Source organism: Flavobacterium sp. ENC (assembly GCF_020991415.1).
Taxonomy (GTDB): Bacteria; Bacteroidota; Bacteroidia; order Flavobacteriales; family Flavobacteriaceae; genus Flavobacterium.
The window spans coordinates 950,698-965,449 of sequence record NZ_JAJMOY010000001.1; the positions used below are offsets into that span (position 1 = coordinate 950,698).

Genomic DNA, 14,752 nt, shown 5'->3' on the forward strand with positions numbered 1-14,752 from the left:
TTCTCAGGTGAATTTTCTAAGTTGCAAAATCAATGATCTAAAATATAAAAACTTAAGAATTGTGTTTAAGAATTTGTAATCAACAGAAATACATAGTACAGTATATTAATTGATTTTGACTGTTTCTGAAAATGCTCATGAAGCAGGCGAATTATAAAAGAGATTGGAGCTAAATTAGTAGTGTTAATAAGTAAATTAATTTTTTTAAAATAATATAAAATGAATAAAATATTTATTCTGTTGGGTGTTTTGTGTTGCCAGTATGGTTTTGCGCAAGGAATTATTACTTCCACGGATAATAGTGTAAATGTGGTATTAAGTTCTTCTGTCGGAATTCCTAAAACAGATTCAAGTACAGGAACATGGACAAGTACAAATGCATATTGGGCCTCACCGCTTATTTACAGAACAAGAAGATTTCCGGATAATGGAACTGGAGCTTTTCCTTTTAATGAATACGGGGAATTGATGATTCAGGGGACATCTCACGGAAGTGCTTTCAACAAAGGGATTACATTTTTAACCTGGGACGGATCTGCTACTCCTGCTCAATTTAGAATGAGAATTGCTCCTAATGGCTATATTGGAATTGGAACAACGACTCCTTTGGCAAAACTAGAAGTAAGTAATGGGAATGTACTTATTAGGAATTTGGCTAACAATGATAATGAATCTGCTGTTATGATCGCACAGTCGATAAATTATTCTAATCGCGATACCTTTGGAACTTCAATACGGACAATAACGCAAAGTGCAGGAAATAATGTGTATGGAATGCAATTGTTTACTCAGGAATCATATTTAACAGGTCAAACTGAGAAAGTAAGAATTCAGGGAAATGGGAATGTTGGTATTGGTGTAACAAATCCAATTAATAAACTAGATGTAAATGGTACAATTCATTCAAAAGAAGTAAAAGTTGATATGGAGGGATGGTCTGATTTTGTTTTTAAAAAAGAATATACTTTACCAAGTTTAGAAGAAGTTGAAAAGCATATTGAAGCAAAAGGTCATTTAGAGAATATTCCAAGTGAAAAAGAGGTTTTAAAAGATGGAATTAATTTAGGTGAAATGAATGCTAAGTTGTTGCAGAAAATTGAAGAGATGACATTGTATTTGATTAATCAGAATAAGCAAATTAATGATTTAAAGAGTCGATTAGAAAAATTAGAACTAGGATCTAAATGATTTGATGAAAAGAGAAGTAATGTTTAAATAAGCGGAATTTAGGTTTCGCTTTTTTTTATGCTCGTATTTTTTTAACATTTTTCTTGCAAGGATTAAGTTAATGAGTATTTTCGCTGCTTAAACAATAAATTGTAAAAAGATGAAAGGAATGATTACGGCATTATTTTTAATAATGACTATAGCTGGTTTTTCGCAGCAATTAACCTATAGAAGTGGTGGAACTGTTTATGAAGGAGAGAACAAATTATCATCTGATCAGGTACGATCGGTTTTGGCTAATAATAAGGAAGCATTGTCTCTTTATAATGCGGGGCGAAGCAAAAAAACATGGGCTAATTTCCTTTTTTATGGGGGAACCAGCCTTGTGGTGGCCAATTTAGTGGTTGGTCTAACCAAAGACGATACTTCAGTATCATATCCCGGTAACGGATACAATCCCTCCATTACTTCTGAGCGAACCAGTTTTACAGCTGCAATTATTGGAGGTGCAATGATTATTGCTTCGATTCCGATTAAAATTGGTTATCCAAAGAAGATTAAAGCAGCTATTGCAAAATATAATGACGGCCTGGCAGAAAATTATAAGCCAGCTGTAAAAACAGCATTAGTAGCAAGTGGCAATCAAATTGGTTTCAAAATTGAATTTTAAGTAATTTACTAATTACTAATGAATTGTCTGAAATGTCCAAATGATCATGATTAGCATTTCATTTCATTCCTAAAGAGTTAAACGATAACAAATGTTAAAAAAGCGAGATTTTTGTCTCGCTTTTTTTTATTATCAGATTTTTTTTCTTAGCCCTGTATTTTTAGTAAATCCGCAATTTTTCCTTCAAAATTAATATGTGTGCATAGTAATTGAAGTTCGGAAGGTTTGATATTTGATTTTAATTTAATAAAACCAATTGAGGAATAGTTAAAATAACGTTTAAAAATATGGTAAATATGAATTTTATTTAACATTTTTTTATATATATTAAAATTATTTGTATTTTGGTAGGATAAACTAACACAAAAACCAACCAAATGAAAGTCTATTTGCTAATTATGTTGTTTTTCTGCGGAATTTCCTTTGCGCAGAACACAATTACGGGTTCTGTTACCGATAGTAACAAACAATCTATTCCGGGTGCTAATGTTAATGTCGTGGGAAGTTCAACCGGAGCTTCTACTGATTTTGACGGTACCTTTAAACTGAGTACATCTGCCAAGCCACCTTTTGCTATTAAAGTATCGGCAGTAGGTTTTGAAACTAAAACGATCAATGTGACATCGTTAAATCAAAATCTGGATGTTGTTTTAAAAAGCGAAGAAACTAAATTAGATGAAATTGTTGTTTCCGCGTCCAGAACTCCGGAAAGAGTACTTGAGTCTCCTGTAACTATTGAAAGAATGGGGATTCAGGATATTAAAAAGACAGCTTCACCTACTTTTTATGATGGTTTGGAAAACTTAAAAGAGGTACAGATGAATACCAGTAGTATGTCTTTTAAGTCAATCAATACAAGAGGCTTTGCTACCGTGGCCAATACTCGTTTTATGCAGTTGGTTGATGGAATGGATAATTCATCCCCTCTTCTGAATTTTGTTTTAGGAAACCTGATTGGTGTTTCGGAAATCGATGTTCAAAGCGTTGAGTTACTTCCGGGTGCTTCCTCTGCTTTGTATGGAGCGAATGCTTTCAACGGAATTTTATTTATGAACAGTAAAAGCCCATTCATTTATCAGGGTGTATCTGCTTATTTTAAATATGGGGTGACGTCTCAGGAAGCTGCGGGTACCAATAATTACTATGATTTAGGGGTAAGATTTTCGCATGCGTTTAATAAATACTTTGCGGCTAAAGCTAACTTTACCTATATGCAGGCTACAGATTGGTATGCCACAAATTACAATGATAAAACAATTAGCGGCATCGACAGAACAAACATCAATTATGATGGAATAAATGTATATGGTGATGAAGTTTCTACTAATATAAAGGGAGTTGGTCAGTCTCTGGCTGCTTTAGGTTTGATTCCTGCCGCTGCTGTAAATTTATTGCCAAATACAAATGTGAGTAGAACAGGTTATAATGAAACGGACCTTACCAATAACAGAGCGGGAAATACTAAAATTGATTTTTCATTGCATGGAAGGCCTTTTGGTGACGAAAGATTAGAAATTATCTGGCAAAGTAAATTTGGTACCGGAAATGCGGTTTACCAGGGAGCGAACAGATATTACTTAAATGACTTTTTTATGCAGCAGCATAAAATTGAAGTTAAAGGAAAGAATTTTTTCGTAAGAGGATATACTACTACAGAAGATGGAGGGCATTCTTATGATATGGTTTTTACAGGAATTAATGTCAATAGAAAATGGAAAGATGACAGAACGTGGTTTGGTCAGTATGCCGGGGCATATGTTCAGTCTACTTTAGCCGGTATGACACCTGAAAATGCTCATGCTGCCGCAAGAGCAACAGCAGATACAGGTCGTTTTTTACCTGGAACTATGGCATTTAAGAATGCTTTTGCTCAGGTAATTGCAGATGAAAGTGTACTAACAGGTTCAAAACTGGTGGATAATTCAAAAATTTATCATTCAGATGCTAATTATAATTTTAAAGATTTAATAAAATTTGCCGAAATTCAGGTAGGAGGATCTTTCAGATTGTACGAATTAAACTCTCACGGAAGAATCTATACTGACGCTAATGGTCCTATTAATTATAATGAATACGGAGCTTATACCCAATTGGCTAAAAAGTTTATGGACGAAAGACTGAAGTTTACAGGTTCTATTCGTTATGATAAATCAAAAAACTTCGACGGAAATTTTTCTCCTAGATTATCTCTTGTTTATTCTGCGGGAGAACGAAAAAATCACAATTTCAGAGGGTCATTCCAGACCGGTTTCAGAAACCCTTCCACTCAGGATCAATATATAGGATTTAATGTTGGGAATGCAGTATTGTTAGGTTCAGCACCCGATAACTTGGTGCGTTACAGAGAGATATTGCCAGTTTCTACCGCTGCCGGTCAGGCTTTCGCTGGTGGTACAACAGTGGTAATGGATGGTTTGAAAGCTTATGGTAATTCGTATACAGCAAGTTCAGTGAATGCCTTTAGTGCATTGGCAGCAAGTAATCCTGCAGCTGGTGCCGCACTGCTTAAAAAAACCAACGTAAATTATGTGAAACCGGAAGAAGTTAAAGCATTTGAGATCGGTTATCGTTCTTTTGTTAAAGATATTTCTGTAGATCTTAATGCCTATTACAACGTGTACAATAATTTCATTGGGAATCTGAATGTAGTGGCACCTTATTATGGTACAGCACAGGACGCGCCTAATCCTGCAGCAGGTCCGGCAAATCCGGGTGCGCAGACATTGCATGCGCTTCAAAACGGAAATTACAGAGCATTTCAACTGTATACGAATACAGATGTTGAAATTAAATCATTTGGATTTGGAGCGGGTCTTTCTAAAAAAATAATTGCAGATTTCGAATTGGGAGTAAATTATAATTATGCTCAGTTTGATTTTGACAAAGCAAAAGATCCAAGTTTCGAAGCGGGCTTTAATACACCAAAACACAGGGTTAAAGTGTCTCTTGGTAATGAAAAATTATTTCAGAATTTCGGATTTAATATTAGCGGAAGATGGAATAGCGAATATACCTGGGAGTCAAGTTTTGCTGATGGTATAATTGAGTCAGCTACAGTAATCGATGCTCAGATTAATTATGGAATTCCAAAATTAAAATCAGTTTTTAAATTAGGAGCTTCAAACATTGGAGGAAAAGAATATACTCAGGTAATTGGTGCCGGATTAATTGGTCAGCAATATTTTGCATCCTGGACAATCAATCCTTAATTGAACGATTTTAGATAAAACAATTGTATTATTTACTTTTCTAAAATAAGAAATTAGAAAGGAATAATTTTAAAATATATAAATTATGAAAAAGAATTTAAAATGGCTTTTACTGGTTTCGTTGACCTTTATGGCTTGTAATAGCGATGATGAGGCTGTAGTTATAGATTCATCTGACGGAGCACCTCTGACTGCCGGTACTGCAAATTTTTCTAAGTATGTTGCTTTAGGAAATTCTCTGACTTCCGGGTTTAGTGACGGAGCACTTTTTAAAAGAGGACAGGAAGGGTCGTATACTAATATTATGGCACAACAATTTAAACTAGTGGGAGGAGGGGATTTTAAAATTCCATATACAAACGATAATGTGGGGGGGCTGCTTTTTGGAGGGCAGGTAAATCCTGCTTTCGGTCCGAGATTATTTTTTAACGGAACAGCTCCGGTTCCGGTAAGTGGTGCCTCTACAACTGAAGTTTTTAATGCTGCTGTTGTCGCTGCAGGGCCTTATAATAATACTGGTGTTCCGGGTGCGAAAAGTTTTCATTTGCTGTCTCCGACTTATGGAGCGGCGGCTGGTTTGGCAAACGGAACTGCAAATCCGTACTATGTGCGTTTTGCTCCAAACGGAACAACTTCTGTATTAGCGTATGCGATGAGTCAGACACCGACATTCTTTTCCTTATGGATAGGAAATAATGATGTTTTAGGATATGCTACATCAGGAGGAGATGGTACAAATCCTATTACTCCGGCTACAGGTGCGCCGGGTGTTGGTTTTGATGGTACGTATAATGCTCTTGTTACTACATTAACTTCAGCAGGGGCTAAAGGTGTTGTAGCGAATATACCTTACGTTACTTCCATTCCGTTTTTTAAAACCGTTCCCTATAATCCATTAACAGTTTCTGTTTTAGGAAGTGGTAACGCTGCAGTCGGAACGGCTACTATAAATGCACTTAATGCCCAGTTGTACGGTCCGTTAAAAGATGCACTGGCTTATCTTGGTGTAACCAACAGAATTCAGTTGTTGTCTCTGACAGGAGGAAATCCATTGTTAATCAAAGATGAATCGCTGACTAATTTATCAGCGCAGCTTACAGCTGTATTTACACCTTCATTGGGTGCGCAAACGGCTGCTTTTTACGGGGCTGTTTTTGGACAGGCACGTCAGGCTACTGCTGCTGATTTGGTGCTTTTGACTACACAATCGGCTATTGGTGCGGCTCCTACTGCTGCAAATTCCGGAGTTGGATTTGCTCCGCCGGCACCATTAAATAAATTTGGAATCACATATCCGTTACAGGATAAATATGTTTTAATCCCAACTGAGATTGCTGAGTTGAAGGTGGTTACAGATGCTTTTAATGCAACGATAAGTGCGGCAGCCACCGCAAAAGGCCTGGCTTTTGTTGATGCTAATGCAATTATGGATCAAATCGATAAAGGTGGAGTTGTGGCAAACAATTTTACTTTGGCATCAACCTTTGTAACGGGAGGAACTTTTTCTTTAGACGGGATTCATCCTTCTCCAAGAGGTTATGCTTTTATTGCCAATAAATTTATAGAAGCCATTAATACAAAATACGGTTCCAATTTAAAGGGAGTAAATGTGGGTAATTATCAGGTGTTATATCCTGCAGTCCTTCCATAAAGATATTTTTTTAGTGAGAAAGCCACTCGTTTATAAAATGCAGTGGCTTTTTTATTTAACGAAAAAATTACCATTTTAGATATTTGGGACCTGAGTTTTAGGAATCAAACAAAAACATAGTATTTTTTTTAGAAAAAATATTGATTTTATATTTTAAAAAATTATCTTTGCGCTCTGAAAAAAGAGGTATTTTCGATAAACCTAAATAGCTATTTAATAAATACATAAGTAATGTCAAAAGTAATAGGAAAAGTTGCTCAAATCATTGGACCAGTAGTTGACGTAGTTTTCAACGGTAAGGATGTTGAACTTCCAAAAATTTATGATTCATTAGAAATCACAAAAAAAGACGGAACATTGTTAGTTCTAGAAGTGCAATCTCACATTGGTGAAAACACTGTTCGTACTATCTCTATGGACTCTACAGACGGTTTGTCAAGAGGATATGAAGTAGTTGGAACCGGAAACCCAATCCAAATGCCAATCGGTCCGGATGTATATGGAAGATTATTCAATGTAATTGGAGATGCAATTGATGGTTTAGGAAACTTGCCAAAAACAGGAGAGAATGGTTTGTCTATTCACAGACAGGCACCTAAATTTGAAGATTTATCAACTTCATCAGAAGTTTTATTCACAGGTATTAAAGTAATCGATTTGATTGAGCCTTATGCAAAAGGAGGTAAAATTGGATTGTTTGGTGGTGCCGGTGTTGGTAAAACAGTATTGATTCAGGAGTTGATCAACAATATCGCAAAAGGTCATGGTGGACTTTCAGTATTCGCAGGAGTAGGGGAAAGAACACGTGAAGGAAATGACTTGCTTCGCGAGATGTTAGAGTCAGGAATTATTAAATACGGTGATGATTTCATGCACTCTATGGAAAATGGAGGATGGGATTTATCTAAAGTAGATATGCCAGGAATGAGAGAGTCTAAAGCTACTTTCGTTTTCGGACAAATGAATGAGCCTCCTGGAGCTCGTGCACGTGTGGCACTTTCAGGATTATCTATTGCGGAATATTTCCGTGACGGAGCCGGAACTGATCAGGGTAAAGACGTATTGTTTTTCGTTGATAACATCTTCCGTTTTACACAAGCAGGTTCTGAGGTATCAGCACTTTTAGGACGTATGCCTTCTGCAGTAGGTTACCAGCCAACTTTGGCAACAGAGATGGGTGCTATGCAAGAGCGTATTACTTCTACAAACAAAGGATCTATTACATCTGTACAGGCGGTTTACGTTCCTGCGGATGATTTAACGGATCCGGCACCGGCTACAACTTTTGCCCACTTAGATGCAACAACAGTATTGTCCCGTAAAATTGCTGAGCTAGGTATTTATCCAGCGGTTGACCCGTTAGATTCTACTTCAAGAATTTTAACTCCTCAAATCTTAGGAGCTGAGCATTATGACTGTGCACAAAGAGTGAAAGAAATTCTTCAAAAATACAAACAATTGCAGGATATTATTGCGATCCTTGGTATGGAAGAATTATCTGAAGAAGATAAATTATCTGTATCCAGAGCACGTCGTGTGCAACGTTTCTTATCTCAGCCTTTCCACGTAGCGGAACAATTTACAGGTATTCCTGGAGTTCTGGTTGACATTAAAGATACTATCAAAGGATTCAACATGATTATCGACGGTGAATTAGATCACCTTCCTGAAGCAGCTTTCAACCTGAAAGGTTCTATCCAGGATGCAATCGAAGCCGGAGAAAAAATGTTGGCGGAAGCATAATCTAGTTTTCAGTATTCTGTCGCAGTATTCAGTACTGAGACTGATAACTGAGACTGTAAACTAAAAAATATGATTTTAGAAATAGTATCACCAGAAGCAAAATTATTTTCGGGAGAAGTAACTTCAGTTACATTGCCGGGAGTTGATGGAAGCTTTCAAATATTGAATCATCACGCTCCTATTGTTTCTATTTTAGAAAAAGGAACTATTAAAATTGTTGCTCCAAGCTTCAGTTTTTCTAAAGAAGTAGCGGGAAAGTTCACGAAAGTAAATGACCAGACTTATACTTTAGATATTGTGTCAGGTACTATCGAAATGAAAGACAATAAGATAATTGTTTTAGCAGACTAAGATAATTTGAAATAAATTTTAAAAGCCATTCGCGAAATCGAATGGCTTTTTTTATTTTTGAAAAATGAAAAATAATAAGAAGTCTGAAATTTTAATTTCACAAAAGAAGAGAAGTTGGTATGAATTAGTACTGGCAGCTGTGTTTTATGGTGTTTTTATCTATTTATTAGGGATTCTGATTTATGTAGTTTATTTAGGTATTTCTGTTGTCACTTTTATCAAGCTTCTGACTTCACTTGTTTCCGTGGGTGGTTTCTGTTTTGGTTATGGATTGATTTTCTCTGCAACAAAGGATATTATTATAAATGTTACTGACAGTATTATTATAACAAGATATGTGGTTGGGCCATTTTCATATGATGTTAAATCGAAGGTAACAGAGTTTGAATATGTTTCTTTTTTTCAGGATAAATGGGATGAATATGCGACGAATCTTTGGTATGTTAAAAACAGGCATTATAAAATGTGCAGTTTTGAAACTAAAGAATCTGCCTATCAGTTTTGTTTAGATCTTTCGACAAAGCTAAATATTGATATTCTTGATGCAACTGAAAAAGGGAACTTTAAATGGATTGAAAAAGACGTTTTGAAATAAACGAACACACAACATTCATGTTCGGTTTTTTTTGTTATCATTCTCTATATTTGAAGTATTAAAATCTCTTTATAAAAATATTGATCCTGCTATAAAAGCTCAGTAAGCTTTTATAATTACGTTTTGTCAGCCGATGAAGCGTAAAAATCTATGTCTAATTTTATAAAGAGTATATATGAAAAATATAAAAATTGCCGTTTTAGGCGGTGGAGGAAAAACTGGAAAATATCTTGTAAACCAGTTATTGAAAGAAGGATTTAGTATGAAACTTTTACTAAGAACTCCTGAGGAATTTAAAATCCAACATTCACAAATCGAAATTATCAAAGGGGATGCAATTGATGCAAACGCTATTCGTTTACTGCTCGAAGGGTGCCAGGCAGTTCTGAGTACTATTGGTCAGCGTCCGGGAGAACCAATGGTGGCAAGTCAGGCCACAGTTAATATATTGAAAACGATGAAGGAATACAACATCAAAAGATATGTTTTACTGGCAGGGCTTAATATAGATACTCCATTCGATAAAAAAAGCGAAAAAACAACGCTTGCTACCAACTGGATGAAAACCAATTATCCTGAAATTCAAAAAGACAGGCAATTGACATATGATCTTTTGACTGATAGTGCTGTTGACTGGACATTGGTCAGGGTTCCGTTTATTGAATTTACCGATGTCAGTTCTGAATTAGTTATAAGTCTGGAAGATTGCCCGGGAGATAAAATTAGCGCCCCTGATATTGCAGATTTTATGATTAAGGAAATAACCGATTCTGAATTTTCCCGAAAAGCACCTTTTGTCAGCAGTATTTAAACATTAGAAAAGTAACGGCGGATGAGATCACATCCGCCGTTTTATTTAATTGGGATCATTTTCATAACTTTGCTTTTATGAAATTACCCAAAAACCTTATTCAGAAACTCGAAGACAGAAAGCAGAATAATTCGTTACGACAATTACCATGTTTTAATAATCTTGTTGATTTTTCTTCTAACGATTATATTGGTTTTTCGAAATCAGAATCTGTTTTTAAGCAGGCACATCATTATTTGATAGAAAACGAGATTATTCAGAATGGCGCAACAGGTTCGCGTTTAATTTCCGGTAATCATTCGCTTTATCAAATTGCCGAATTGTTTATTGCGGATTTTCATGGCTCAGAATCGGCTTTAATTTTTAATTCAGGTTACGACGCCAATGTTGGGTTTTTTAGCGCTGTACCGCAAAGAAATGATGTTATACTTTATGATGAACTGAGTCACGCTTCTATTCGTGATGGCATTACAATGTCGAATGCTAAATCATACAAGTTCAGTCACAATGATTTTGAAGATTTGGAACGTCTCGTTCTGAAATTTCCAGACACCACCATCTATATTGTCACCGAAACTGTTTTTTCTATGGATGGCGACAGTCCGAATTTAGAAGAACTGGTGGCGTTATCAGAAAAGTACAATTGTTTCCTTGTGGTGGATGAGGCGCATACTTTAGGTGTTTTTGGTGAAAAAGGAGAAGGACTGATGCAGTACCTGCAATTGCAGGATCGTATTTTTGCACGTATCATGACCTTCGGAAAAGGTTTGGGCTGTCATGGCGCTGCCGTTTTGGGAAGTTCAGATCTCAAAGAATACCTGGTCAACTTTGCCAGAAGCTTTATTTACACTACAGGATTATCTCCGCATTCCGTTTCCACCATTTTAACGGCCTATCAGCACTTGGAAACGGAGACAGAAACGATCCAAAAATTACGTCAGAACATTGTATTTTTTAATCAGCAAAAAAACGTACTGGGTTTAAAACCAATGTTTGTCAGAAGCAAATCTGCCATCCAATCGGCAATTGTTCCCGGAAATAAAAATGTAAAGCAATTGGCCGGACAATTACAGGATAAAGGGTTTGATGTAAAACCCATACTCTCTCCAACAGTTCCGGAAGGGCAGGAGCGACTTCGTTTTTGTATCCATAGTTATAATTCAGAAAAAGAGATTAATCAGATTCTTGAATTACTTAGAGATTTTGTGTTTTAAGGCTTTTTATATTCTTGTCAGGCTGAGCGGAGTAGAAGCCCCGCTCCAATAGTCAAGCCTTCGACTTCGCTCAGGGTGACATTCAAATCGTTAAATCATCCTGTTTTATTTATTTTTGTATACACATAAAAAATCCATGACAACCTGTTTGACCCGATAAATCCGTGAACTATTAAAACTTCGTTTAAAAAAAGATCCTTCTTTAAGCCCTGATTTTCCTCACTTGTCAAAAAAGTTTAGATTTTTTTGTAACGTTTTGGCTCTTTGATTACTTACGAGTCGTAATCAAAATAACTAAAACCATTATGAAAACGCAATCCTCTTTATCAAAACAAAATAGCTTCAATTTTATTTTTGTCATTCTTGCTTCGGCCGGATTTGGATATGCCCTGGCAAATCAGTTTATATTCGGCAAACCGAATCTGGGATTTGTTGTTCAAATGGCATTTTTAAGCATTGCTTCTGTTGCTTCCTGGCAACGAAATAAGAAACGTAATTAAAAAAGGAGTTTTCAATCAATCAATCAACTTTCAATCAATCAACAAAATGAAAAATTTATTCAAATCAGCAGTAGCAGTAGTAGTATTTGTTTTTAATGGTGCAATCAGTGCCCAGACGGTTTCTACAAAATTAGAAAACTCCCTTTTGTGGGAAGTATCAGGGAACGGGATAACGAAACCTTCCTATTTGTACGGAACGATTCATATGATTTGCGGACCGGATTATTTTCTGTCTGAAAAAACAAAGAGCGCATTTAATGCTTCAGGTGAATTGGTTCTGGAAATTAATTTTTCTGATCCTAAGGAAATGAGTGATATGCAGCAAATGGCAATGGGTAAGGAACCTTTAAGCAAAAGATTAAATCCGGAACAATTGTCTAAATTAGATGCAATTTTAAAAAAGACATCCGGAATGACCGTTCAGCAAGTAGATGCTTTTAGTTTAATGACCGTGATGAGTTTAATTTCGATGAAATCTTTTGGCTGTAATGATCTCAAACTTTATGAAATGGAGTTTATCGAAAGCGCTAAGAAGAAAAACCTGAAAATTAGCGGACTGGAAACGGTTAAATCACAATTCGAAAGTTTTGGAAACGCTTATGCTGATGATGAAATGATAGCCATGTTGGAAGAGTCAGATGTGGAGGAAACAAAGTTGTTGGTTGCAAATTATAAAAAGGAAAATTTAGAAGAACTATACAAAACTTCAACTTCTGAGAATATAATGAATGCTAAAGCCAAAAAATATATGCTTGACGAAAGAAATCATAATTGGGCAGCACTTTTGCCTGAAATGATGAAAAAAGGAAATCTGTTTGTGGCGGTGGGAGCAGCGCATCTGGCTGGAGAAGAAGGAATAATTAATTTGTTAAGAAAAGCAGGATATACTGTAAAACCAGTAATGAACTAAACTATTTTGAAAGAGAAAGAATTTTTAAACCGGATAGAAAGTCATAAGGGAATCTTGTACAAAGTTTCTAAAATGTACATGAACAACCATGATGATCAGCAGGACCTGTTTCAGGAAATCGTCTGTCAGCTTTGGAAGTCGTATGAATCCTTTAGAAACGAAAGCCAGTTTTCGACCTGGATGTATCGTGTGGCAGTAAATACTGCAATTGTATTTCTCAAAAAGGAGAAACGGAAAGTAGACAAGTACGAAATTGCTTCAGAGAATATCAGGGAGGATGAAGGCGATTCCCATATAAAGGAAAGTCAGATCGATCATTTTTACAAAGCAGTTCAGAAATTAGGAAAGATTGACAAAGCTATCATTTTCTATCAGCTAGAAGGATTCTCTCATAAAGAAATAGGCGATAATTTAGGAATTAGTGAAGGAAATGCCAGAGTGAAATTAAACAGGGCAAAAGAAAAATTAAAAGAAATAATTAAAAATCAGGGATATGGACTTTAACGATATACAAAACGCATGGAATAACGAAAAAGGAGAAAATGTCGTTCTTCCAAACAATTTAGAAAGAATACAATCGGCAAATACGCCATTAGATAAAATTAGGAAAAATATAAAAGGTGAATTTATTTATCAGATTATTAGTATTGTTTTTCTGGGGTTCGTTCCGCTTTTTTATAATTTTCCTGAAAAAATGAACATCTTATATTATTTACTTTTTACCTTTTATGTATTAGTTTGTGCATATTATATAACGAGATTTTACCTCTTTTATAAAAGATTGAGCGCTATAACTTTAAAGACAAAAGACAGTTTATATGAAACGTATTTTGATATCAGACTCAATATGGAATTATACAAAACTTTTGGATTTGCCTTAACCCCTTTTTTAATCTTGTATCTGATAGGTTTCTTTTATTACGCATTTTCTAAAATTCCGGGTTTTATAGCTAATGAGTTTACAAACTATCAATTAATAGCATTGTTTTCGATTGTGGTTTTTAGCATGTTGCTGATGGGAATTTCTTTAGAATTGTGGGTAAAAAAGTTTTACGGCAAGTATGCTGGGGAAATCAGAAAAGTGATAGACGAATTAAAAGAAGAATAATAAAAAACAGAACCCATCAATTACGATGGGTTCTGTTTTTATTGGTATTTTTGCGGAGAATATTACACCGAGATTCACAGAATAGGCGCAGAGATTCACAAAACAATTTATTCTTTGTGTTGCTTTGTGCTTTTATTTGCGAATCTCCGGGAAACTACAATCTATGAAAATATTTATAACAGGAATTTCAACCGATGTTGGTAAGACAATATCTTCTGCAATTATTGTTGAAGCTCTGGAAGCTGATTATTGGAAACCCGTTCAGGCAGGAGATTTAGATAATTCTGACAGTCATAAAATCAAAAATCTAATAAGTCATACTGAGCGAAGCCGAAGTACCCAATTTTATTCCAATGCTTATCAATTAAATACGCCTGCAAGTCCGCATCTGGCCGCCGAGATTGACGGAATTACAATTGATTTAAAAGAAATAAAAGAACCAAAAACAGATAACCATCTGGTAATTGAAGGGGCAGGAGGAATTTTTGTCCCGTTAAACCAAAACGATTCCATTATTGATCTGATTCAGCCGGATTATAAAGTGATTGTGGTTTCAAGACATTATTTAGGAAGCATCAATCATACTTTGTTAACGGTTGAAGCAATTAAAAACAGGGGCTTTGAAGTTGCCGGAATTGTCTTTAGCGGAAGCGAAAACAAATCTACAGAGGATTTAATTCTGCATAAAACCGGAATAAAATGCATTGGCAGAATCGATGAAGAACCGTATTTCGATCAAAATGTAATCCGGGAATACGCCGATTTATTTCGACATAATTTGTTGTCGTTAGAGAAATCTAAAATCTAAAATCAGAATCTACAA

14 protein-coding genes are annotated in these 14,752 nt (G+C 35.5%); all 14 read left to right on the forward strand.

The genetic code is table 11. The features are described from left to right. Nucleotides 1-219 precede the first annotated feature (219 nt). Nucleotides 220-1,188, forward strand: coding sequence for a hypothetical protein (locus LPB89_RS03975; RefSeq protein WP_230700357.1), 969 nt, complete (start codon nucleotides 220-222; stop codon nucleotides 1,186-1,188). A gap of 148 nt (nucleotides 1,189-1,336) precedes the next feature. Continuing rightward, nucleotides 1,337-1,837 (forward strand): hypothetical protein, encoded by a 501-nt coding sequence (locus tag LPB89_RS03980; RefSeq protein WP_230700358.1) that lies wholly within the window; start codon nucleotides 1,337-1,339, stop codon nucleotides 1,835-1,837. A 377-nt stretch (nucleotides 1,838-2,214) separates the two neighbouring features. Beyond that, a complete protein-coding gene (locus tag LPB89_RS03985) occupies nucleotides 2,215-5,046 on the forward strand; it encodes a TonB-dependent receptor domain-containing protein (RefSeq protein ID WP_230700359.1) in 2,832 nt (943 codons plus the stop codon). 85 nt (nucleotides 5,047-5,131) lie between these two features. Then, on the forward strand, nucleotides 5,132-6,697 hold the full coding sequence (locus LPB89_RS03990) for a G-D-S-L family lipolytic protein (RefSeq protein ID WP_230700360.1): 1,566 nt from the start codon (nucleotides 5,132-5,134) through the stop codon (nucleotides 6,695-6,697). 231 nt (nucleotides 6,698-6,928) lie between these two features. Beyond that, complete coding sequence (gene atpD / locus LPB89_RS03995; RefSeq protein WP_089481317.1) at nucleotides 6,929-8,440, forward strand: F0F1 ATP synthase subunit beta; 1,512 nt, start codon at nucleotides 6,929-6,931, stop codon at nucleotides 8,438-8,440. A gap of 69 nt (nucleotides 8,441-8,509) precedes the next feature. Then, nucleotides 8,510-8,791, forward strand: a complete 282-nt coding sequence (locus LPB89_RS04000; RefSeq protein ID WP_230700361.1) for a F0F1 ATP synthase subunit epsilon — start codon at nucleotides 8,510-8,512, stop codon at nucleotides 8,789-8,791. A gap of 64 nt (nucleotides 8,792-8,855) precedes the next feature. Continuing rightward, on the forward strand, nucleotides 8,856-9,386 hold the full coding sequence (locus LPB89_RS04005; protein ID WP_230700362.1) for a hypothetical protein: 531 nt from the start codon (nucleotides 8,856-8,858) through the stop codon (nucleotides 9,384-9,386). Nucleotides 9,387-9,561: 175 nt separating this feature from the next. Beyond that, nucleotides 9,562-10,197: an NAD(P)-dependent oxidoreductase gene (locus LPB89_RS04010; RefSeq protein WP_230700363.1), complete on the forward strand. Its 636-nt coding sequence runs from the start codon at nucleotides 9,562-9,564 to the stop codon at nucleotides 10,195-10,197. A gap of 77 nt (nucleotides 10,198-10,274) precedes the next feature. After that, on the forward strand, nucleotides 10,275-11,411 hold the full coding sequence (locus tag LPB89_RS04015; protein WP_230700364.1) for a pyridoxal phosphate-dependent aminotransferase family protein: 1,137 nt from the start codon (nucleotides 10,275-10,277) through the stop codon (nucleotides 11,409-11,411). A 305-nt stretch (nucleotides 11,412-11,716) separates the two neighbouring features. After that, complete coding sequence (locus LPB89_RS04020; protein ID WP_230700365.1) at nucleotides 11,717-11,911, forward strand: hypothetical protein; 195 nt, start codon at nucleotides 11,717-11,719, stop codon at nucleotides 11,909-11,911. Between the two features lie 46 nt (nucleotides 11,912-11,957). Then, the gene (locus LPB89_RS04025) at nucleotides 11,958-12,821 is read left to right on the forward strand and encodes a TraB/GumN family protein (RefSeq protein WP_230700366.1); all 864 of its coding nucleotides are present in this window, start codon (nucleotides 11,958-11,960) and stop codon (nucleotides 12,819-12,821) included. 3 nt (nucleotides 12,822-12,824) lie between these two features. Then, on the forward strand, nucleotides 12,825-13,325 hold the full coding sequence (locus LPB89_RS04030) for an RNA polymerase sigma factor (RefSeq protein WP_230700555.1): 501 nt from the start codon (nucleotides 12,825-12,827) through the stop codon (nucleotides 13,323-13,325). After that, a complete protein-coding gene (locus LPB89_RS04035; protein WP_230700367.1) occupies nucleotides 13,315-13,929 on the forward strand; it encodes a hypothetical protein in 615 nt (204 codons plus the stop codon). Before LPB89_RS04030 ends, LPB89_RS04035 begins: the two co-directional genes overlap by 11 nt. Nucleotides 13,930-14,092: 163 nt before the next feature. Further along, nucleotides 14,093-14,737: a dethiobiotin synthase gene (gene bioD, locus LPB89_RS04040; RefSeq protein WP_230700368.1), complete on the forward strand. Its 645-nt coding sequence runs from the start codon at nucleotides 14,093-14,095 to the stop codon at nucleotides 14,735-14,737. Nucleotides 14,738-14,752: the final 15 nt, after the last annotated feature.

Excerpts from the sequence above, each read along its gene's own strand:
- LPB89_RS04010 (WP_230700363.1), top strand. The coding sequence starts at position 9,562 with ATGAAAAATATAAAAATTGCCGTTTTAGGCGGTGGAGGAAAAACTGGA.
- LPB89_RS03990 (WP_230700360.1), top strand. The coding sequence starts at position 5,132 with ATGAAAAAGAATTTAAAATGGCTTTTACTGGTTTCGTTGACCTTTATG.
- LPB89_RS04020 (WP_230700365.1), top strand. The coding sequence starts at position 11,717 with ATGAAAACGCAATCCTCTTTATCAAAACAAAATAGCTTCAATTTTATT.
- LPB89_RS04000 (WP_230700361.1), top strand. The coding sequence starts at position 8,510 with ATGATTTTAGAAATAGTATCACCAGAAGCAAAATTATTTTCGGGAGAA.
- LPB89_RS03980 (WP_230700358.1), top strand. The coding sequence starts at position 1,337 with ATGATTACGGCATTATTTTTAATAATGACTATAGCTGGTTTTTCGCAG.
- LPB89_RS04005 (WP_230700362.1), top strand. The coding sequence starts at position 8,856 with ATGAAAAATAATAAGAAGTCTGAAATTTTAATTTCACAAAAGAAGAGA.
- LPB89_RS03985 (WP_230700359.1), top strand. The coding sequence starts at position 2,215 with ATGAAAGTCTATTTGCTAATTATGTTGTTTTTCTGCGGAATTTCCTTT.
- LPB89_RS04025 (WP_230700366.1), top strand. The coding sequence starts at position 11,958 with ATGAAAAATTTATTCAAATCAGCAGTAGCAGTAGTAGTATTTGTTTTT.
- LPB89_RS04015 (WP_230700364.1), top strand. The coding sequence starts at position 10,275 with ATGAAATTACCCAAAAACCTTATTCAGAAACTCGAAGACAGAAAGCAG.
- LPB89_RS04035 (WP_230700367.1), top strand. The coding sequence starts at position 13,315 with ATGGACTTTAACGATATACAAAACGCATGGAATAACGAAAAAGGAGAA.
- atpD (WP_089481317.1), top strand. The coding sequence starts at position 6,929 with ATGTCAAAAGTAATAGGAAAAGTTGCTCAAATCATTGGACCAGTAGTT.
- LPB89_RS03975 (WP_230700357.1), top strand. The coding sequence starts at position 220 with ATGAATAAAATATTTATTCTGTTGGGTGTTTTGTGTTGCCAGTATGGT.
- bioD (WP_230700368.1), top strand. The coding sequence starts at position 14,093 with ATGAAAATATTTATAACAGGAATTTCAACCGATGTTGGTAAGACAATA.